We start from the raw sequence: 20,418 nt of genomic DNA on the forward strand, positions 1-20,418 counted from the left end.
TGCTTCAGGAAAACATTATTGCAGGAATGAAGGCAGTTCTTCTTCATGATGGTTAGATTTATAAGGAAAGCCGGGATCATAGGGCTGTACTCTTACATTGGCATCCATGATATGCAAGAAGCGTTTGGTTAATTGTCTCTTTACCCGAAGCGCAATATCTTGCCCTTCGATCACGCTAATCCTCGGGTTTACTCTGATATCGACCTCAAGGATTAGATAATGCCCTTGCTCCTTTGCTTTCACTTCGCCCACTGCAATGACACCTTCCACTCTCTGCACCGCTTCGAGCAAGGTCTGAGCGTCGGCATCATCTAGTGTTGTGCGGTCGGCAGCCTTTATAACTCCAGACGTCAATCGATAACCCATCCTTACGACAAAGACCGAGATTACAAGACCAGCGGCTGGATCTAGTACAAAGAGGAACGGCATCCCGTATATTTCTCCAACGAGTGCACCCGATGTTCCAACTAAGGCGGTTAACGATGCGAAAATGTCTGGCCGGTGGTCAACATAACGATCTCCACGAATACCGCACAGGTTATTGCGACTTCTCTTGTAACGGACAAGCCCTTCTCGAATTCCGATACTTGCCGCTATCAAGATAACCGCACCCCAACCCGGCGCTTCTTCGACGCCGCGAGCCATTGAACGGATGGAGGAAATTCCGATTTCGAGCCCTGCAACGAGAAGTAAGACCGATAAGACAATTGTTGCTGTGGACTCCGAATGCTGACCGCTTAAAGCCTTCGCGTTGGGATCCAAACGTGCTTTCCGAATCCCAAGATAGGTAGTACCCGCTCCTACGCAATCTGCAGCAGACTGGCATGCATCGGCTAATAAAGCCTTACTTCCTGTAAGCAAGCCAACAGTACCCTTTGCTAAGAACAATCCGAGCAGCCCCCATAGGGAGACCAGAGCACCGCGATCCGTCGATACGGAGCGTTGTTCCATCGTCAGCCACTCCTTTATATTAAAAGCTTTACGGTGTGCTTGGTGCTTTGACAGTCAATTTCTTAATCGGCTGCCTCTTCTTGAAGTACAGCCACAGCTGGCTGGCAATAAAGATAGAGGAATAAGCACCGCTTGCTAAACCAAAGATCATTGCGAGCGAGAATAGCTTTATCGATTCACTGCCAAATACAAACAAACATCCAGCGGCAAGGAGAACTGTTATCACCGTGTTTATTGAACGAGCCATAGTCTGCCAAATGCTATCATTAACCAGCTTCTCTAAATCAGCGTGTGTTTTGATTTTGGCGAAACGTAAATTTTCACGAATCCTATCGAAGATTACGACCGTATCATTGATGGAATAACCGATAATGGTCAAGACCGCCAATATGAACGGCAGGTTCACTTCCAAGCGGAAAATAGAGAATAGGCAGATTACGAACAAGGCATCGTATAGAAGTGACGCAACCGCTGCAAGGGCAAACCTCCATTCAAAGCGGATGCTAATGTAGAGAACAATGCCAAGGCTAGCCACAGCAAGACCGATTATCGCATTGGTCTGCTGCTCGCGAGCAATATCAACGTCTACAATATTGATCTCGAACGAGGCATCCGCATCGATCTGCGAGAGGAAAGCCGCCTTAAAGTCTCTTTCCTGCTGTTCATTAAGCGCCTGCTTGAATCGGACTGAATCACGATTCTCTGCGGTGGTTAGCGTGTAATCGCCAAGCTTCTGTTCATCAAGGAACGTCTTGATTTTATCATCATCAACGGATTTCGATGTCGAAATATCTACCGAGGTTCCGGAGCTGAAATCAATGCCGTAATTTAATCCGAAGAAACCAAGGGCAAGCAACCCAATCAACAAAATAGCGGCAGAGACGGTCAGGAACCGACGGCTGGATTTCACAAAATCAAAGTTTCGTTTAGAGCGCATCGATTTCACTCTCCTTCACGTTATATTGCCTTGGATTGTTGAAATATCCGCTCTTAACGAGCAGGTTGAGCAGATAACGCGGAAGAAAAACGTTTGTAGCGATGTTAACGACGATGCTTGCAATCAGGACGATTGCAAAGCTTTTAACAACGCCATGACCCATGAAATACAGCACCATACCCGCGATTAAGGTAGTAATATGAGCATCGATAATCGTCCGAAAGCTGTTCTTTGCTCCTGCTCTCAAGGAGGAAGAGATTGTCTTGCCCGAACGAAGCTCATCTTTAATCCGTTCCGCAGTAATAATATTCGAATCGACGGCAATACCGATTCCGAGCACGAAGGCTGCAATGCCGGGAAGGGTCAAAGTCGCATCCATTAAGTAGAAGACACCGAGCAATATCCAGACAAACACAATAAGGCAAATACTAGCGACAACACCTGGAATACGATAGAACAAGAGCATGAAAATAAGTATAAGCACGGACGCAAGAATCCCCGCGAACAACGTGTCTTGCAAGGACTGCTTACCTAATGTAGCTCCGACGCTCTGGGTATATTTCTCAGTCAGCTTAAGCGGCAATGCGCCTAAATTAATGATATCCGCAAGCTCCTGTGCTTTAGCCCGTGTCTCTTGCCCGCTAATGACAGCAGTTCCGTCCGTTAACGGCTGCTGTACGACAGGATCAGACTCCAGAATATCATCCAAATAAATGGCCAAATTTTGACCGACTAAACGCGTGGAAACCTCCGCCAGCTTAGCTTTTTCTTTAACTTCAATTCTAACGAGCGGGCGATTCAACTCATCATACTCCACCGCAGCAGCGCCTGATTTGAAATCTACGCCTGTAAACTCTACCTTACAATAGCTTCCATCAGCACATCCCGTAGCGCTTCGGAATTGAAGCTCAGCGGGTTTTTTCATTAAATCGCGTATTTTCTGGATCGCTTCATCCCGCTCTTTAGGGGTTTCTCCTACATCGACAGCAATCTTCAAGCGAATCCGATTGTTACCTTCTGTCGTTACCTCCGGCTCCGCTACACCAGAGCGGTTAGCCCGATCTTCCAAGCTTAACGCTGTTTGAATCAGTGTTTCTTTCGTTAACTCTTCGCCTTCTGTGAACGGATTCGCTTCATACAGAATTTCGATACCGCCCTTGAGGTCCAGCCCAAGCTTCGTCTCCTTCAGTAGTCCTGGCGTTAGGAATCCCATCACCCCACAGCCAACGAGTACAATGAGTACGAAAGCTACTAATCGTTTCATCTCTATTGCGGTCCCCTTTCGATTCTCAATGTTCCTATTATAACTACCACTTCAAAAGGAAGTCAAAAAGAAAGCCTTCCCCTTTCGGAGAAGACTTCCTAACTATTCGATTATCTTTTGCGCATCTCGCCTCTATACATGCTCAAAGTAATGAAGTTCATGAACTGCGTTACCTTAAGGGACAAAATGTCGTTAACTACTTCATATAACGCCGGAGTGCCTTTTGTATGATACTTATCGCTTACGCATTCCCAAACATCGGCTCCAGACACATGCTCATATCCAATCAAATGAAACTCTTCCGCTTTACTTAAACATAACTGCTCAATCGTCTCGTTCATTTCGATGTCAGTCATATTTATATCGTTCAGCTCATCCATCCGTTCATATCCTCCTAGCTCGATGACTGGAATCTAACCCGCATTACATCTAGCTCACTATAGAGTAATTCTCCACTTAAGCCATAATTCCTGCCAGTGGCATGAAGATGGACAACCATCGCATACATATATGAAGTATGGACTAACCCACATGAGGGATGAGGGATTGCTTTGTCTTTGCGCAAACAGACTTTTATCCAAGGCGCCATGATTTTGCTGGCGGCTGGCCTTTTGAACCGAATTCTTGGGTTTATTCCCCGTATAGCATTGCCTCGAATGATCGGAGCCGAAGGCGTGGGTCTCATACAATTAGTTTATCCATTCATGATTGTAATGCTGACGCTTATCGCAGGTGGAATTCCATTGGCTGTTGCAAAGCTCGTAGCAGAAGCGGATTCCAAAGGCGACATTCGCGCTGTGAGCAAAATATTAAGAATAGCGGTTACATTAGCCTTATCTATAAGCCTAATCGCAGCTCTCTTCTGCTTGGGACTATCAGAGTTTATTTCTGCCGTAATCATGACCGACTCGCGCGTACATAGCGCGTTCTTAATGATGCTGCCCGTTCTCCCCTTAGTTGCGGTATCGTCCGTGTGGCGCGGTTATTTCCAAGGTAAGCAGAATATGATCCCGACCGCATTTTCCCAAACAACGGAAACCATCTTCCGGATTGTGCTGACCCTCTTGTTCGCATGGATGTTTATGCCTTATGGACTTGAGCTTGCCGCAGCCGGGGCAGTTCTTGGAATGGTTGCCGGGGAATGTGCCGGATTGCTTGTCCTGTGGGTCCAATTCGTTCGAGAGCGTCAAATCTTAATGAAGGACCAATATAAATCCGAGGACAGTGAAGCTGGGATAAAAATAGCTAGCCGAGAAACAGGTTATTTGAGGAAAATATTGCATACGGCTATTCCAGTCACTGGAAGCAAAATGATCGGATCTCTTTCTTATCTGCTTGAATCCATATTAACCGTTAGAAGCTTAGCCGCAGCAGGCTTAGCTGCAGCAGTTGCAACAGCGCAATATGGGGCCTTGCAAGGTATGGTTATCCCCCTTCTGCTGCTCCCTGGAGCCTTAACCTATTCCCTTGCCGTATCTCTTGTTCCGTCCTTATCAGAGGCGGCTTCACGAGGAGATTGGGCAACCATTCATATTCGGCTGCACCAATCCATGCGGCTTGCCGTCGTGACAGGAGCTCCATTCGTCGTTTTAATGGGGTTGTTCGCAGGACCCATCTGCATATTGCTCTATGGAGATGATTCCATGGCGGACATGCTGCGTTGGTTGGCACCTATTGCTATTTTATTATATATGCAGGCACCGCTTCAGGCTTCTCTGCAAGCTCTAAACCGTCCGGGCACCGCATTGTTCAATACTTTTGCAGGAGCAGCCATCAAGCTTATCCTTATCGTCCAATTGGCTACTCAGCCCCAATTCGGTATTCTTGGTGCCGTTATAGCTATTGGAGTCAATATGGTATTAGTTACCTTATTGCATTGGATCAGCGTGGCTCGCTTAACAGGCTTCCGCATGCAGCCGCTCGACTTCCTGAAAGTTACCGCTGCTATGATTGTCATGAGCGCAACAGCCCTCTGGATATGGAATTCAAGCTTACTGCCGCACAACACTCTAAATCTTGTTATTTCCGGCTTTATAGCCATACTTCTTTATTTGCTGCTGCTTGTTGGCCTAAAACTTATTGATCGAAATGACGCCGCTCGGATACCGTTAATTGGGCGTTTTTTCCAACCTAAAATGACTCCCTGACCTTCACTTTTTATCTACATAAAGCCTGCCCCTATGATCGATGCTGCAGAAAAAAACATTCTTAAAGTTGTCTACCTCATAATTTTGCAATTCATTCTTCAACCAAAAACGAGTCTTACCTAGCTTCTCTAAGCTATCGTCCTGAACTTGTCCATCAAGAATCAACGGTAAAGGCAGCAGCGCGTATCGAATTTTGGGATTATTGACCCATTTTTCGGATTCCTGTTCCTCGGGGTTGTCTCTACCGCTTCCTTGGCTGTCTCCTCGATTTTCTTTCTTAATGACTGACAGCTTACCCGTCGATTCCAATACGGCAAGCACAACGTTCTCGATATCGGTTACTTGATTTTCACGGAGCTGAGACAATAAATCATCCAAATTGTATCTTTGTTTGCGCATTTCCACTCGATTCAAACGTCCATCACGAATGAATACACTTGGCTCGCCATCGAACCATAAACGTAATTTTCTGTTTTTTAAGGAAATAAACGCAATTCCTAACTGTATCAGAACAAGGAGTATTATTGGCGTGATCGCAAGCAGCATGGATTTTTCCGTCGATTCGATTACAATAACCGCAATCTCCGCAATCATAATGGAAATGACCAGGTCAAAGACCGAAAGCTTACCAATCTCGCGCTTACCCATTAACCGCATAATCAAGAATATGAAGAAATACATGAATGTCGTTCGTAACAGGATCGCTGTCAGCTCCATGTTTTCCCCTCCAAATCGGTTTACTAACGCTTTGGCTGCCTTTTCGGGCGTTTTCCATTATAGTGTCACCGTGTACCTAAAGGCTCATTCCAATCAACCGTACGGAAATTATGGCAAATAGAGGCTCTTTAACCCATTCCAACTAGCCTGTACTAGGTTCTCCAACTACGCCATAAGCTGATACAAACGATGATAATAAGAAGGAGTGGTGTTCCTTGAATTCTTTATCCCGCTTATTTGGTTTACGTATGGCTTCACCTGTCGCTTCCGGTTTGTACTGGTCTGGAATATGGCTGGCAATTGGCGCAATCATTTTATCCATTATGCTAATGGGCTCCTCCCTCAGTGAATCCACCATGCAGCCATGGGTATTCTGCGTACATGGTTGGGCATCGTTAGCTGGTGGATTTATGTCAGCCAAACGCTCTGGGAGACGGGGTTGGTACTTCGGAATGGCTAACGGTATGTTATATACGCTTCTCTTATTGATCATCAGCTTTCTCGCAACCGATGCGAGCTGGTCAATGGCCGTACCCATTTTATTGGGAGTAACATGTTTGGCAGGAGTTTTCGGCGGTATGCTAGGAGTTAATGCCGGTACAGGCAACCGCTGAGTCTGACACGGCCCGATATATGCTACCAATTCGAGCGTTACGCCTCATGCCCCATCGATCCATGATTAGATACAAATTAAAAAGCCTTTCTGACCGGACGTTATTGTCTGGTCGGAAAGGCTTTTTTATGTACTTGAAGCAGGAACAGTTAGATTAAACGCTCTCTACTTCGTCTTTCAACTCTGAGCGTGCCGTTACGTTGTTAACCGAAGCACGATCGAACGTTAATTTCGTAACATCGTTTACCTTGATGACAACGGTATCGTCAGCGATTTCCGAAATCGTACCGTGCAGACCGCCAACCGTTGTTACTTTATCACCTTTTTTTAAGGCGTTAAGCATTGTGCTGCGTTGTTTCTGTTTCTTTTGCTGCGGACGAATCAGCAGGAAATAAAAAATAGCGAACATCAATACAAAAGGCGCTAGTGTTTGCCACATTTTCTTTTTCCCTCCTTTCTCAAAAACCGCTGTTATTCGTTTCCATCCCGTATTTCTCGAAAAATTGATCACGGAAAGTTCCAAGCCGGTCTTCCCTAATCGCTTGTCGCACCTCACCCATAAGGTTAACCAGGAAATGAAGGTTATGTATGGTTGTCAGACGAAGTCCGAAAGTCTCGTCCGCTTTGATCAGGTGACGAATATAAGCACGGGAATAATTCTGGCAAGTATAACAAGAGCATTCCGGATCCAATGGACCGAAATCATTGGTGTACTTGGCGTTGCGAACGACCAATCGGCCTTGGCTGGTCATTAGCGTTCCATTGCGGGCAATGCGCGTAGGCAACACGCAATCAAACATGTCGACCCCACGGATGCTTCCGTCAATGAGAGCATCTGGTGACCCAACCCCCATCAGATAACGAGGCTTGTTACTAGGCAATAAATGTATCGTCTCTTCCAACATTTCGTACATGAGCGGTTTAGGCTCGCCTACACTCAGTCCACCCATAGCATACCCCGGAAAATCGAGTGAAGTCAACTCCAGCGCACTCTGTTTACGCAAATCCTTATGCATTCCGCCCTGTACGATCCCGAACAAGGCCTGATCCTCAGGGCGTTGGTGCGCTTTTAGACATCTCTCGGCCCAACGGCTTGTCCGCTGTGTCGATTGCTTCACATATTCATACTCTGCAGGATAAGGCGGACACTCATCGAAAGCCATGATGATATCGGCGCCAAGCGCATTTTGCACATGCGTTGCGCTCTCCGGAGTTAGTGACATCTTGTCGCCGTTAAGATGCGAACGGAATTCAACGCCTTGTTCGGTGATTTTGCGCATTTCGCTTAGGGAGAACACCTGAAAGCCGCCGCTGTCCGTTAAAATCGGTCTATCCCAGTTCATGAATTTATGCAGCCCGCCGGCTTCTTTAACCAATTCGTGCCCGGGACGAAGGAATAAATGGTAAGTATTGCTCAGAATGATTTCAGCGCCCAGCATCTTCAGCTCTTCCGGACTCATGGATTTAACGGTAGCTTGGGTGCCTACCGGCATGAAGGTTGGTGTATCAATGACGCCGTGCGGTGTATGCACTCTGCCGAGTCTTGCTCCGGTTTGGGCGCAGGTTTTGAGCAATTCGTATTTTACTGCCATTAAGGTATTCCTCTCTGTCTGCTAAGTTTAGTACTGCTGGAAACCGCAATTTCGTCGTACAGAAAAGGGTTGCTACTCCGCCACTGCAACACCCCACAAAGTGAACTCTATGCTGACGAAGCATAATCCGATTACTTTGCGGGGACCCCGAAAGAGCGATCCAAGTTGTTTGAATGGGTAATGGATACAACTCGAATTTCAAAGGCGGACGTAAACTCTCCGTATCAACCCTTTTCTTCCCTCCTCTGCGCTTCCCTCGAGTAAACCTTAGAACAAAGTGAGGAAAACCTTATGGCATGGAGGGAGGAGAGGAGAGGGAGGGGGTTAGGTGATGAACATGGCGTCGCCGAAGCTGAAGAAGCGGTATTGTTCGTTGATGGCTTCACGGTAGGCTTGAAGGACATTGTCGCGTCCAGCTAGTGCACTGACAAGCATAACTAGCGTTGAACGCGGTAGATGAAAGTTCGTAAGCAAGGCATTGACCATCGTGAAAGTGTATCCTGGATAAATGAAAATGTCGGTCCAGCCATTGCAAGCTTGTACGGGTTCATTCTTGAACCGTTGACCGATTGTCTCGAGCGTGCGTGATGAGGTTGTTCCTACAGCGATGATTCTGCCGCCGCTAGCCTTGGCAGCATTCAGCAGCTTCGCGCTCTCTTCGCTTATAGAATACCATTCCGCATGCATGTCATGCTCTTCTATCGTTTCTGCGGATACAGGACGGAAAGTCCCCAAGCCTACGTGCAAAGTGAGTGGACATAGCTTTACTCCGTTTGCTTGGAGCTGCTCCAGGAAGGAATCAGTGAAGTGTAATCCTGCCGTTGGAGCAGCGGCTGAGCCTTCATTTTTGGAATACACGGTTTGGTAGCGCTCACGGTCGGATAGTCTTTCCTTAATGTAGGGAGGAAGAGGCATTTGGCCGAGTTGGTCCAACAGCTCATTGAATATGCCTTTGTACTCGAAGCGAATAATTCTCGCTCCCATCTCCCCTTCTTCCTCCACGATAGCCGTAAGCAGAGGAGCAGCGTTTGATGGCTCCCCTGCGTCTTTTTCGGTCTTTTCCGGTATTCCGAAGTTAAGCTTAGCACCCTTGTGAATCCTTTTCCCTGGACGAACTAAGGTTTCCCATCGATCGCCTTCTAATCGCTTGAGGAGCAATAGTTCCACCTTCGCACCCGAATCGGCTTTGATCCCGAATAATCGTGCCGGGAGTACTCTCGTGTCGTTAAGCACTAACGTGTCACCCGGCTGTAAATATTCAGCTAAATCAGTGAAGCTGCGGTGCTTGATTTCACCCGTGTTTTTATCAAGAACGAGAAGACGAGATGAGCTCCGCTCTAACAAAGGTGTTTGTGCTATAAGGGATTCCGGTAATTCAAAATCATAATCGCTAACATTCATTATTGAGCATCCTCTTCGATCGTCACATTCTGATAATAGTATCTCAGGATAGATTGGTAGTCATACCCTTGCTCTGCTAAACCTCTGGCACCCCATTGCGACATGCCAAGGCCATGTCCGTAACCTTTGCCAGAAAAGACAAACGCAGGCGAAGCCGTGCCGGCGCGCAAATTGCCTTTGCCATCTAATACATATATATTTTCGTCCGTCAGCGAACGTGTAACGCCATCGCCTCCGATAACTTGCAGCCCACCGCTCTGCTCTGGAACATCGCGTTTCTCGCCATCGCCATTCAGCGCTGTATAACGTCCAGTTTCCTCAATGGAGAACAACGTGCTCCGCAGGCCGTTCAAAGCTCCCCGCAAATTATCGGAAGCTCCCACATTAACGATAACTCCGTTCGCCTTAACCTCTATGACACGGCCAGACGGACCGCGTTTTGTTACTTCCAAAGTTTTCAAAGGTCCTGAAATCGGTGTCTTTGCTCTTTTATTGATGGATGCCAGTAACTGTTCAGGTGTCATTGGCGCTTCAACCCAGCTATACTCAGTATATTGCTCTACTTTGTCGAGTTGTACGACAAGGGTCCCATTGCTAAGCTTGGCGATTGGTTCTACGGTTGAGACTATCTGCGGCCTAGAACGTACCGATGTCCCCTCAGAGGTCACTCGCAGCAGTTTAGCTCCGGTCGAATGGTGTTGACCGCTATCTGCTAATAAATCGGATCGGATATAACCGGCTTGGCCCGATGGGATTGATACGTAAACCCATTTTAATTTCCCTTCTAACGGACCTGTATCCGGACTTGAAACGCTTGAAGGGAGAAAGGAATTGTCTCCTCCCCAAATCTCGAGTTTGTTATCTGCAGTTATACCGCCTGCGTTAGAAGAGAACACCGCACTTATGACTTTACCCCCAGAGGTTAACACTTGTCCAACTGTCTGGTTTACGCCGCTTGTAGAGTTAGCATTCTCATAACCCATACCATAATAGGCTTGGCTATTCGTCGTATCCACGACATGAGCAATCTGGTATCCGAGTCCTGAAGCCAAGGCATAAGAACGCGCAGCTACCGCTTGTGCTTTCTGTGCCTCAATCGGCCAGCTTGAGCCAACCTCTGCGCCGACTACGGAGTATAAGTACTGTTCGAAGTCAACATCATTAATGACAGCCAATGACTGATTCAATGTGCTTATTTCCATGCTTCCCCGATAAGTTCTCTTGCCTCTTTCAATGACTTGAATGCCACTAGCGTCCTGTGGATCGGCCCGAAGAACAGTACCCGAGCCCGCCGGAATCGCATACATTGAAATGGGCTTATTGCCACTTCCGTAAAATGTCATGTCATCACGTACGATCGCATAGGGCTCACCGGCTGCGGGAATACGTGCATTCAAACCGCCAGCTGCCGAAACGGCTTGCTGTATTCCACCCAGAGAGGAGGAATCGATCTCTTGTCCAACACGAACGACGTAGCTTAATCCACCGTCTTGCGGCTTAAATGCAACATAAGCTTCCAACCCAGTACTCCCAAGCATCTCCGCAGCACCTGTCGCTTCCGCATTGCTCACATATGGACCTGCCTCAACTGCCCAAGGCCCTACAGCACGTGCGCTAATTGAGGACTGTATACCGGAGGCTACTCCTGCATTCGTCCATTTCGCTACTGCGGAAGCTGCTCCTCCTGCGCTGGAATAGATTCCTTCCGTGACCTGATATACTGTTCTGCCGGATTTCGATAGTCTTGTTACGAAAGCGGAATTAGTTGATGCTTGTAATTTCTTAAGAACGACAATTGCCGCATTCAAATCCGTCGTCTCCAGAACAAGAGCACGATAGCCATCCACCGCAAATCGTACAGCTTGTCCTGCAGGAATGGAGCCCGCGGTAAGACTAAATGAAGGATCACGCCAGATGAGATTCATTCCTCCAGAAGAGGTTAACGTCGCTGTTGGGGTCAAAGATTGGTATTTACCAGATCCAAGATTAATGAATAAGGCGACACGGATAGTATTCGGTACATCTACAGCTGCATGAACCGTCATGCGAGTCGAGCCTGACACGACTGCAGTCACCAATAGTACAAGCAGTAACAAGCGAGAAAAAGAGCGCTTAACCTCTGGGGTCATCCATTTCGCCTCCGTCTAGATGTAGGTCTGAACAACCTATACTACTTTATAATTAGATTCCGATTTCATGAGCACTCATCCATTAAAGTTCGGTACAGGTAATCCCAAATGGCGGTAAGCGGCTGCTGTAACAATTCGACCACGCGGTGTACGCTGCAGAAATCCGATTTGCATGAGATAGGGCTCATAAACATCTTCAATCGTTTGGCTTTCTTCACCGATGGAAGCTGCGATCGTATCTAAACCTACCGGTCGGCCGCTGTAATTCTGGATCATCGAACGAAGCATCTTGTGATCGACGTTGTCCAAGCCCATTGGATCCACCTGAATTCTCTCCAGAGCATCCATAGCGACCTCATCCGTAATAATTCCGTCACCTCTGACTTGGGCGTGATCACGCACTCGTTTCAGAAGGCGATTGGCAATTCTCGGCGTTCCTCGTGCCCGTCTGGCGATTTCCCGCGAGGCTTCCCCTACCATAGCCACGCCGAATATTTCCGAGGTGCGTGTTACGATATACGACAGCTCATCTTCCGTGTAAAACTCTAACCGACTTACAACTCCGAAACGATCACGTAAAGGCGCGGACAATAATCCGGCTCGTGTCGTTGCCCCGATTAAGGTGAACTTCGGCAGATCCAGACGAACGGAGCGCGCGCTCGGTCCTTTACCAATGATGAAGTCCAACGCAAAATCCTCCATCGCCGGATATAACACTTCCTCGACCGTTCGGTGAAGCCGATGAATCTCGTCGATGAAGAGAACGTCATTCTCCTGCAGATTCGATAGTATCGCGGCCAGGTCTCCAGGCCGCTCAATTGCGGGTCCGCTCGTCGTGCGGATATTAACGCCAAGCTCATTGGCGATAATATTCGATAATGTCGTTTTCCCTAGACCCGGCGGACCATACAGAAGTACGTGATCCAAAGGCTCATTCCGCATCTTAGCAGCTTCTATGTAAATCTTCAAATTGTCCTTAACCTGAGCTTGGCCGATATATTCCGCCAAATAACGGGGACGCAGGCTATATTCCACCGCTTGGTCTTCCATCATTAAATTCGCGGTAACGATTCGGTCTTCCATTGTTCCGGCCTCCTCTCCCGCAGCTTATCATCCTTGGAATAATTGCTGAAGTGCTTTCTTAATGAGTATATCCGGGGATTCCTCGCCGGTGACTTTATCCTTTAACACATGCCATGCCTTATCCAATTCCGCATCCCGATACCCAAGGCCCACAAGCGCTTCACGTGCCGTTGCCCATATTGAACCGCTTTCTGCAGCAACTGGAATATCCTGCTCTATCATCGAAGCGCCAGCCCAGCGACTATCCGTTACTGAAAGCTTGTCCTTCAAATCAAGTATCATTCGTTGCGCCGTTTTCTTGCCGATTCCCGGCAGCTTCATGAGGAATGTCACGTTCTCTTGCTGGATGGCTGCAACAACCGCTTCGGGTCTTCCGCCTGCAAGAACGGCGAGCGCTACCTTCGGCCCTATCCCGGAAACCTCAAGCAGCTTACGAAACAACGCTTGCTCATCCCTCGTGGTGAATCCGAACAGTTGAATAGCATCCTCACGTACATGATGATGGATGTACAATTGCACAGGCTCCTCATTGCGGGCTAAGCCATATGGATTTGGTGTAAACACGCGGTAACCGACATCACGGACATCAAGTACAACATATTCGCTTTCTAAGTGAGCTACAATTCCTCGCAAATAGTCAATCATTAGGTTGTCACTCCATTCATTCTGTCGTTCATGACGATGGAGTGGGCGTGGCAGATCGAAACTGCAAGCGCATCGGCCACATCATCTGGCTTCGGTATGGCAGATAATTTTAGCAGCATTTTGACCATTTCCTGTACCTGTCGTTTCTCGGCTGCCCCATATCCAACGACCGCCTGCTTAACCTGCATCGGAGTATATTCCCCAATCGGCAAGCCTCGCTGGGCAGCAGCTAACATGAAAACCCCGCGAGCTTGCCCAACACTGAAAGCGTTCGTCACATTCTTGTTGAAGAACAGCTTCTCTACTGCTACTGTATCCGGCTTATATTGATCTAATAAACTACAAACTGCTTCGTAGATTTGTTTCAATCGCAGCTCCTGGGGTGTCCCGGCTGCCGTCTCGATACATCCATATTGAACGGGAGTCAGCTTATGGCCTACCTTGTCTATAAACCCGAATCCCATGATGGCTATTCCAGGGTCGATTCCCAATACTCTCATGAATCCGTTACCCCGCTCTCCATTCGCACTGCATACTTCATTCAATTATATCAAATGTTAACCCCCATGAGAACAGAAGGAGAACAGAAATGCATACCTAAGTCTCTCATCATCGTTGAAGTTACTAGAGCAGCAAGACTTTCGGCGAGTACTGCGCATTACAAAATAGTGCGAAGGACACACGTTGATTAACAGTATTGAACGCTGGAATTCCATCAAATCAAGAAGAACGGCCCACTTTTCCGATACAAAAAAAAAAAAAAAAGCGCTCCCCAGGGAAACGCCTCGTTCGAGAAAACAATTAAGATTAGCTCATGTCTTCATTCCGATTTTAACTTAGCAAACTCGTTGAAGGTTGATAAAACACTATTATACTCATCCCTATCCGTAATGCGTATGCCATTCGATAGCTCAAGCATACGATCCTCCGACATCCGAGTTTCGAGCATATCGACATCTAACTGAAAGAAGGTGCGAATGACTTTCTCCCGCCGAGGAAGACCGTCAAACAAAGACAAATTCCCATCCTTATCCATTGCGATGTAAGCTGTTTTCCGACATTGGGGGGAAAGATCATCAACCGTCTCCTCCATAATTAACGCCCCGGTTGAATCGAACTCCGCTCCCCAATCCCGATGCGACTTCAGCAGCTCGATCGCTACTGAGGTTGGGTGGCTTCCAATTTGACGTGATTCTTCCCCGCACAGGTAGGTGCGATGTAAGACCAGCTCGACTGGCCCTTCCATTTTCTGAAGCATAAGAATGATTTGATCCCGTATGGATAATCCGGATCCCTCTTGCGTCGCAGGGTTGTCCATCCATACCGAGATAGAAGCGTCAGCAGGGAACGCTTGTCGCTCACTTTCTCCTTGTATTATCAGCCGATGAGCGAACCAAGAACCCACAAGCGTTGCCAACAGGAATAGAAAGACGCCCGCTCCAAGCGACCAAACATGACGGCGTTTTCTCTTTAAAGCTTTCTTTAGCTCTTTAAGGATATGAAAACGAGGCACCGGAATCCCCTTCTCTGCTTTTTTCTTTATTGTTACCAGGGAATTCCGGTGTTATGCGCTTATTATTACCACTTAATCCAAGGGAGATTTTCCTTGCGTTCAGGTCTGGACTGCTTTACCGCGATTTGCTTCGGTCTTGGTTTGGCTATACGCTTCTTAACCGCTGGTGCTGCTGCAACCGTTACGTCTTCTTCGTTGCTGGAAGACCGATCATCGTAATGGTCAACCAAGGGACCCATTGGAGGCATTGGCGGCATTGGCGGCAATGGCGGCAATGTTGGAATCGGGGGAAATCCTCCATAGTAAGGCTCGACCTGCGGAACATATCCGGCAGCAGGTGAAGTTAAGTCACCCATTGATGCTCCAGGGGCTTGGATGTTCGGATAACTTCCATAATGCATACCAGGGTAATTCGCGAAAGGGCTAACCGAGTGCTGTAAATTCTCCATTTTCCCATACGTAGGAGACGCTCCGAAGGGCGATGCTGCATAGGGGGAGTTTCCACCAGGATATTCCATGCCAGGATATAGATCCGCATAGGGTACCGCACCTGCGTTCGCACCCATATGAGCTGGCAATACTGAAGCTCCGCCACAGGATTTACAGCCTGCAGCCTTAGATACAGGCGAGGTCAATCCTTGCACCGCTGATTGGTTATACGGCAGCTGGTTATACGGAGGCTGGTTATACGGCTGCTGGTTATACGGAAGCTGGTTATACGGGGGCTGGTTATACGGCAGCTGGTTATACGCTCCATATCCAATATAATCATTATGATCATACACTCCGCCAACTGTTCCTGCGATCTTGCCTTCTAAAGGAGAAAAGTCTTGTTGATACCCATAACCGTGACCGCTAACAGATTCTGGACTTACCATAGGCTGTTGCATTCCGTAGCCCTTAGGCACCGAATCCGGATAATAGGGAAATCCTGCCTGTGCAGTTGCTTGAACCGCTGGAACCGGGTACTGCATAAACAAGTTCGTATTCTCATGCATCTCGAAGCCATAGGTCGGTTTCGTTTCGACTAATGGCATAAGCGGTGAAAGTGGCTTTTGGGGCGGTAGAACTGGCGTGATCGTGACTGGCGGCGGCGTCGGAAGAGATTGAAGGGGTATAGGTTGAATACTCGTATCTGGTTTAATAGCAGTGTCGGGCTTCATTCCCGTTCCTGGCTTCAAGCCAGTATTGCCCTTACCGGGTATGAGGTTGCTATGCATCGAAGCTTGCTGCGACGCTGCTCCTTGCGGTGTTTTTGGAATGTTAACCACTTCTCCGGTTAATAAGGCATTCGGATTTTTCAGCTGCGGATTGGCCTTTATCATGTCGGCAAGCTGGACTCCCCATGACTTGGACAGCTTCCAAAGACTGTCGCCCTGCTGAACAATATGTTGATGGAATACCTCTAAAGCAGATTTAGGCTGAGACGGTATCTTCACCTTCATCCCTACAGCAATCTCATCTGGATTGCTGATCTCGGGATTCATCTTGATCATTTCTTCTAGAGCTACGTTGTATTTCTTAGCTATCAAGTACAACGTATCCCCTTGTTTAACCATATGGATTTTCACGCCGTTCCCTCCTGATGGATTGACATCGTTCACGACCGGGCGGATGCCCTCGCGCAATCCTTACATCCTATGCAGGTAATGGGCATTTGACATCCTTTATAATAAAAATCCGACAGCCATTTGGCGTATCGGATCACTTGAAATGATAAAACCAGTATTTTCACTCTTATCCTTCGAAAGGCAAGCTAGGGTACGAACCCAAAATACGTACTTGGCAGCCAATGGCTTCAATTTCGGCGATTGCGCCGGGAACGAGAATGTTATCCAAAGGAAGTTCAATATCGATATAGAAATAAGAGCTTCCCAGCTTCTTCTTCGTTGGCCGTGATTCAATCTTCGATAAATTAATACGTCTCCAAGCAAATGCGGATAATACTTGATGTAATGCACCTGGATAATCCTCAGGCAGCGTGATCAGAATGCTCGTCTTCCGCAGAGGAGTTTCGGCTTTTTCATAGGGTGTTTTACCAACTAATAAGAACCGAGTGAAGTTGTTATCATGGTCAGTAACAGAAGTCTCTAAGACATCCAGCCCTAAGTCAGACGCGGCTAATTCCGTCCCTAGCGCCGCCCAGCCCTTGCCTGGATTGTTCTTCACCATTCTTACCCCTTCAGCTGTACTGCTGAGCGTCTCCAGCTCCGCATGAGGCAGTTTGGAACGAATGAACTGTAAGCATTGTGCCATCGCGACGGGATGGCTCATAACCTTTGTGATTTTACTGGGATCCCACTGACCGTTTCCCCCAGATAACTCCTCAGCGGAGCCGATCAAATTCTGAATAGAAGGATATACCCACTCTGCACGGATCGGCAAATCGACTTCATGAACAAGCCAATCGATATGTAGGCTCACGGACCCGTCAATCGTGTTCTCGATCGGAATAACGCTCCAATCCGTATGACCGTTAGCTGTCGATTGGAAGACATCCGCAATCATTTTACAATAGACATATTCTACATCCTCATCACGGAACATATATCTTACTGCTTCGTCAGACACTGTGCCTTTGGGCAGTAACGCTACGGATTTAATTCTACTCATTCGACTACCCCCGCTTCAGATGCCGGCAATATTTGGTGAAGCTCAAGCTTGTAATCAGGATGATCCTGATTCATAAATATCACTTGGGGGCCATGCAGACAAGGCATTAACCAACGGGTCGTGACTGTTATTCCTTCCTTTGCCATAACCTCCGTAACAAACGCTGCCAGCTTCCCTTTACAAGAAGTCTCGGTTTCCGCCAGCAGCAGTAAAGTAGGGCCTGCACCTGAAAGCACTGCGCCCAAGGCACCGTGATCCGTTGCTTCCTCTAGTATGGTGTTCATCCCTGGAATAAGTGCGGCTCTATAGGGCTGATGCAAACGGTCTCTCATCGCGTGCCGAAGCAAATCCAATTGACCTGTTGCCAACGCCGCGGTCAGAAGCGAGCTATGGCTTACATTAAAGACCGCATCGGATAACGAGATATGCTCTGGAAGGACATTACGAGCTTTCTTCGTTGATAGCTCGAATTCAGGTATCGCTACTAATATGTCCATACCTGCAGGTGGATCCATTCGAACATACTCTGCTCTTGCACCATCCCAAGCTGCAACAATTATACCGCCGAAAAGGGATGCACCCACGTTGTCCGGGTGTTTCTCTAACTCGGTTGCCATTTGAAATAGCTCATCCTCAGTCAGCTTGTTCCCAATAAGTGTATTTGCAGCCACTAAAGCCCCGACTATTGCAGCAGCGCTGCTTCCTAATCCTCTAGTTAATGGAATATCGCTGCGAATAGAAATATCAAGCTCAGTCTGCTCGATCCCGGCTTTATGAAATACGGCTTGAGCGACTTCATAGACGAGATTGGATTTATCCAGCGGTACACCATTCAGATTATCGCCAACTAAAGTTATCCTCGTCTCTTCTGAAGCAGACATGCTTACCCATGCATACAAAGATAGTGCCATGCCCAGACAATCAAAGCCAGGCCCCAGGTTCGCTGTACTGGCAGGAATTTTAACGACAACTCGTCCTTTAATAACTTTAACCTCTTGCTCCATAGTACTTAGCTCCTGCACCATTTCCTACCGCCTTTTTAGCCTTCTACACGATAGATGCTTTTTATTTTGCGAACGGCTTTTAAACCTTCGAAAGATTTCAATACATTATTCATAGCCGCCTTGCTGGCATCATGGGTAATAATGATAATCTCTGCGCCTGCAGTATTCGGCAATGACGGCTGCATGACAGATTCGATACTGACATCACAATTAGAGAATACTTGAGCAATTTGAGCCAATACGCCTGCACGATCCTCAACATGTAGAAGAAGAAAAAATTTCGAGGCTATCTGTTCGTCGGTTTTTAGCTTTAAGACATTATAGGATAGCTGTGCTTGGCGGCCATTTACGCCTAGCTTCATATTCTTGACCACAGCAACCAAGTCGGCCACGACAGACGTCGCAGTTGGCATTTCTCCTGCGCCTGGTCCGTAGAACATCGTTTCCCCTACAGCTTCCCCATGAACATATACAGCATTGAATACGCCATTTACGGATGCGATCGGATGAGTATGCTTGATTAAAGTCGGTTGAACGCTCACGCTGATTGTGTCATCTTGGCGTTCTGCAATTCCTAGCAGCTTCACTTCATAACCAAGCCGTTTGGCATACTGAATGTCCTCTTGAGAGACGCCGCTGATCCCTTGTGTGCTGACGTTCTCCAAGGCAACATTAGACCGGAAGCCCAATGTCGACAAAATCGTCATCTTGCGGGCTGCATCCAAGCCCTCAACATCAGAGGTAGGATCCGCCTCCGCATAACCTAGATCTTGCGCTTCCTTTAGAACGTCTTCATATGCTGCGCCCTCTTGGCTCATTTTTGTTAATATATAGTTGGTCGTCCCGTTGACGATCCCCATGATTTTCGTGATTCTGTCGGATGAGAACCCTTCGATTAGTGTGCGAATAATCGGAATTCCACCGGCTACACTCGCTTCATATAACACATCGCAGCCTTTATCGCGTGCTTTTGCCAATATCTCAGGACCATGCAGCGCCATTAGATCTTTATTGGCTGTTACGACATGTTTGCCCTGATCCAGCGCCTCCAGAATATATTCCTTCGTTAAACCGATTCCCCCCATAACCTCTACGATTACATCGATGTCAGGGTTGCGAACGATCTCCCAAGGGTCCTCTGTGAGCTTGGATGAATCGATTGCTATGTTTCTTCCTTTTGAACGATCCTTAACTAATATCTGAGCAATCGATACCGGAGACCCAACTTGATTAAGCAAATCCTCCTGATGTCCTTCAACGATTCGGACAACACCTGTACCGACAGTTCCTAATCCTAACAATCCTACTCTGACTGGCTTCATCATAGTTCCTCCGCTTCCATTGTCAACCTATTCTTACATTTGCAACTAACTTCGTCCTGCAATCGTTACTCGTTTGACGCCATCCAAAGAACGAAGCTTCTCTAAAAGCTCCGGCAGGGCACCGTTAACAAGTGATGTATCTATTGAAATGACGACATTCGCCATGCCTTGAAGCGGTATCGACTGAGATATAGTCAATACATTCCCCTCACTAGCCGCAAGCATGCTGAGAACCTTGGACAGCACTCCTGAGCGATGCACTAGATCCATAGATAAAGTTGCGATTCTGTCGCGGGATGCTTGCTCAAGCGGATAGACACCATCTTTATACTTATAAAATGCACTGCGGCTTAAGCCTACGCGTTCTGCAGCTTCATAAATGGTTGCCGCTTCGCCCCTGCGCAGAAGCTCTTTGGCTTGCTCCGTCTTAAGAATGCCTTCCGGCAGCAAGTCCTCTCGGACGACATAATAGCGTTCCGCCATCTCG

Annotated in this window: 20 protein-coding genes; 2 read left to right on the forward strand and 18 right to left on the reverse strand. The window is 47.6% G+C overall.

The genetic code is table 11. From position 1 onward, the window contains the following. Positions 1-15 precede the first annotated feature (15 nt). The 4 genes from ACESLK_RS07250 to ACESLK_RS07265 form a co-directional block, all read right to left on the reverse strand. Positions 16-951 (reverse strand): cation diffusion facilitator family transporter, encoded by a 936-nt coding sequence (locus ACESLK_RS07250; protein ID WP_373228500.1) that lies wholly within the window; start codon positions 949-951, stop codon positions 16-18. Positions 952-979: 28 nt separating this feature from the next. Next, on the reverse strand, positions 980-1,888 hold the full coding sequence (gene secF, locus ACESLK_RS07255; RefSeq protein WP_373228502.1) for a protein translocase subunit SecF: 909 nt from the start codon (positions 1,886-1,888) through the stop codon (positions 980-982). Continuing rightward, complete coding sequence (secD, locus tag ACESLK_RS07260; RefSeq protein WP_373228503.1) at positions 1,878-3,152, reverse strand: protein translocase subunit SecD; 1,275 nt, start codon at positions 3,150-3,152, stop codon at positions 1,878-1,880. The genes secF and secD overlap by 11 nt, the downstream gene beginning before the upstream one ends. 110 nt (positions 3,153-3,262) lie before the next feature. After that, the gene (locus ACESLK_RS07265; RefSeq protein WP_373228505.1) at positions 3,263-3,532 is read right to left on the reverse strand and encodes a post-transcriptional regulator; all 270 of its coding nucleotides are present in this window, start codon (positions 3,530-3,532) and stop codon (positions 3,263-3,265) included. A gap of 177 nt (positions 3,533-3,709) precedes the next feature. Between ACESLK_RS07265 and spoVB the strand changes: the two genes are divergently transcribed. Then, the gene (gene spoVB / locus ACESLK_RS07270) at positions 3,710-5,299 is read left to right on the forward strand and encodes a stage V sporulation protein B (RefSeq protein WP_373228550.1); all 1,590 of its coding nucleotides are present in this window, start codon (positions 3,710-3,712) and stop codon (positions 5,297-5,299) included. Between the two features lie 3 nt (positions 5,300-5,302). On the opposite strand, the gene ACESLK_RS07275 is transcribed toward spoVB, so the two are convergent. Further along, a complete protein-coding gene (locus tag ACESLK_RS07275; RefSeq protein ID WP_373228507.1) occupies positions 5,303-6,016 on the reverse strand; it encodes a DUF421 domain-containing protein in 714 nt (237 codons plus the stop codon). Positions 6,017-6,231: 215 nt separating this feature from the next. On the opposite strand from ACESLK_RS07275, the gene ACESLK_RS07280 reads away from it, so the two are divergent. Continuing rightward, on the forward strand, positions 6,232-6,630 hold the full coding sequence (locus ACESLK_RS07280; RefSeq protein WP_373228508.1) for a TIGR04086 family membrane protein: 399 nt from the start codon (positions 6,232-6,234) through the stop codon (positions 6,628-6,630). Positions 6,631-6,783: 153 nt separating this feature from the next. On the opposite strand, the gene yajC is transcribed toward ACESLK_RS07280, so the two are convergent. The 13 genes from yajC to ACESLK_RS07345 form a co-directional block, all read right to left on the reverse strand. Next, positions 6,784-7,068, reverse strand: a complete 285-nt coding sequence (yajC, locus tag ACESLK_RS07285; RefSeq protein WP_373228510.1) for a preprotein translocase subunit YajC — start codon at positions 7,066-7,068, stop codon at positions 6,784-6,786. 19 nt (positions 7,069-7,087) lie between these two features. Beyond that, positions 7,088-8,221, reverse strand: coding sequence for a tRNA guanosine(34) transglycosylase Tgt (tgt, locus tag ACESLK_RS07290; protein WP_373228511.1), 1,134 nt, complete (start codon positions 8,219-8,221; stop codon positions 7,088-7,090). A gap of 324 nt (positions 8,222-8,545) precedes the next feature. Then, positions 8,546-9,622: a tRNA preQ1(34) S-adenosylmethionine ribosyltransferase-isomerase QueA gene (gene queA / locus ACESLK_RS07295; RefSeq protein ID WP_373228512.1), complete on the reverse strand. Its 1,077-nt coding sequence runs from the start codon at positions 9,620-9,622 to the stop codon at positions 8,546-8,548. Continuing rightward, the gene (locus ACESLK_RS07300; protein ID WP_373228514.1) at positions 9,622-11,751 is read right to left on the reverse strand and encodes a SpoIID/LytB domain-containing protein; all 2,130 of its coding nucleotides are present in this window, start codon (positions 11,749-11,751) and stop codon (positions 9,622-9,624) included. Before ACESLK_RS07300 ends, queA begins: the two co-directional genes overlap by 1 nt. Positions 11,752-11,826: 75 nt before the next feature. Beyond that, positions 11,827-12,834: a Holliday junction branch migration DNA helicase RuvB gene (gene ruvB, locus ACESLK_RS07305; protein WP_373228515.1), complete on the reverse strand. Its 1,008-nt coding sequence runs from the start codon at positions 12,832-12,834 to the stop codon at positions 11,827-11,829. A gap of 27 nt (positions 12,835-12,861) precedes the next feature. Continuing rightward, positions 12,862-13,479 carry a Holliday junction branch migration protein RuvA gene (gene ruvA, locus ACESLK_RS07310; protein WP_373228516.1) on the reverse strand — a complete coding sequence of 206 codons (618 nt, stop codon included), beginning with the start codon at positions 13,477-13,479 and terminating at the stop codon, positions 12,862-12,864. Then, positions 13,479-13,979: a crossover junction endodeoxyribonuclease RuvC gene (ruvC, locus tag ACESLK_RS07315; protein WP_373228518.1), complete on the reverse strand. Its 501-nt coding sequence runs from the start codon at positions 13,977-13,979 to the stop codon at positions 13,479-13,481. Before ruvC ends, ruvA begins: the two co-directional genes overlap by 1 nt. 320 nt (positions 13,980-14,299) lie before the next feature. Then, positions 14,300-14,992: a BofC C-terminal domain-containing protein gene (locus tag ACESLK_RS07320; RefSeq protein WP_373228519.1), complete on the reverse strand. Its 693-nt coding sequence runs from the start codon at positions 14,990-14,992 to the stop codon at positions 14,300-14,302. 65 nt (positions 14,993-15,057) lie between these two features. After that, positions 15,058-16,563, reverse strand: coding sequence for a LysM peptidoglycan-binding domain-containing protein (locus ACESLK_RS07325; protein ID WP_373228520.1), 1,506 nt, complete (start codon positions 16,561-16,563; stop codon positions 15,058-15,060). Between the two features lie 166 nt (positions 16,564-16,729). Next, positions 16,730-17,596: a prephenate dehydratase gene (gene pheA, locus ACESLK_RS07330; RefSeq protein WP_373228551.1), complete on the reverse strand. Its 867-nt coding sequence runs from the start codon at positions 17,594-17,596 to the stop codon at positions 16,730-16,732. 5 nt (positions 17,597-17,601) lie between these two features. Next, on the reverse strand, positions 17,602-18,609 hold the full coding sequence (gene thrB / locus ACESLK_RS07335; protein ID WP_373228522.1) for a homoserine kinase: 1,008 nt from the start codon (positions 18,607-18,609) through the stop codon (positions 17,602-17,604). A gap of 35 nt (positions 18,610-18,644) precedes the next feature. Next, positions 18,645-19,931, reverse strand: coding sequence for a homoserine dehydrogenase (locus ACESLK_RS07340; RefSeq protein WP_373228523.1), 1,287 nt, complete (start codon positions 19,929-19,931; stop codon positions 18,645-18,647). Positions 19,932-19,976: 45 nt separating this feature from the next. Beyond that, positions 19,977-20,414: an ACT domain-containing protein gene (locus tag ACESLK_RS07345; protein WP_373228524.1), complete on the reverse strand. Its 438-nt coding sequence runs from the start codon at positions 20,412-20,414 to the stop codon at positions 19,977-19,979. Positions 20,415-20,418: the final 4 nt, after the last annotated feature.

The sequence above is a fragment of the Cohnella sp. genome (assembly GCF_041640265.1).
Lineage (GTDB): Bacteria > Bacillota > Bacilli > Paenibacillales > Paenibacillaceae > Cohnella.

Excerpts from the sequence above, each read along its gene's own strand:
- queA (WP_373228512.1), bottom strand. The coding sequence starts at position 9,622 with ATGAATGTTAGCGATTATGATTTTGAATTACCGGAATCCCTTATAGCA.
- yajC (WP_373228510.1), bottom strand. The coding sequence starts at position 7,068 with ATGTGGCAAACACTAGCGCCTTTTGTATTGATGTTCGCTATTTTTTAT.
- ACESLK_RS07340 (WP_373228523.1), bottom strand. The coding sequence starts at position 19,931 with ATGAAGCCAGTCAGAGTAGGATTGTTAGGATTAGGAACTGTCGGTACA.
- ACESLK_RS07275 (WP_373228507.1), bottom strand. The coding sequence starts at position 6,016 with ATGGAGCTGACAGCGATCCTGTTACGAACGACATTCATGTATTTCTTC.
- ACESLK_RS07250 (WP_373228500.1), bottom strand. The coding sequence starts at position 951 with ATGGAACAACGCTCCGTATCGACGGATCGCGGTGCTCTGGTCTCCCTA.
- ACESLK_RS07265 (WP_373228505.1), bottom strand. The coding sequence starts at position 3,532 with ATGGATGAGCTGAACGATATAAATATGACTGACATCGAAATGAACGAG.
- ACESLK_RS07345 (WP_373228524.1), bottom strand. The coding sequence starts at position 20,414 with ATGGCGGAACGCTATTATGTCGTCCGAGAGGACTTGCTGCCGGAAGGC.
- tgt (WP_373228511.1), bottom strand. The coding sequence starts at position 8,221 with ATGGCAGTAAAATACGAATTGCTCAAAACCTGCGCCCAAACCGGAGCA.
- ruvC (WP_373228518.1), bottom strand. The coding sequence starts at position 13,979 with ATGAGAGTATTGGGAATCGACCCTGGAATAGCCATCATGGGATTCGGG.
- secF (WP_373228502.1), bottom strand. The coding sequence starts at position 1,888 with ATGCGCTCTAAACGAAACTTTGATTTTGTGAAATCCAGCCGTCGGTTC.
- thrB (WP_373228522.1), bottom strand. The coding sequence starts at position 18,609 with ATGGAGCAAGAGGTTAAAGTTATTAAAGGACGAGTTGTCGTTAAAATT.
- ACESLK_RS07300 (WP_373228514.1), bottom strand. The coding sequence starts at position 11,751 with ATGACCCCAGAGGTTAAGCGCTCTTTTTCTCGCTTGTTACTGCTTGTA.
- secD (WP_373228503.1), bottom strand. The coding sequence starts at position 3,152 with ATGAAACGATTAGTAGCTTTCGTACTCATTGTACTCGTTGGCTGTGGG.
- ruvA (WP_373228516.1), bottom strand. The coding sequence starts at position 13,479 with ATGATTGACTATTTGCGAGGAATTGTAGCTCACTTAGAAAGCGAATAT.
- ruvB (WP_373228515.1), bottom strand. The coding sequence starts at position 12,834 with ATGGAAGACCGAATCGTTACCGCGAATTTAATGATGGAAGACCAAGCG.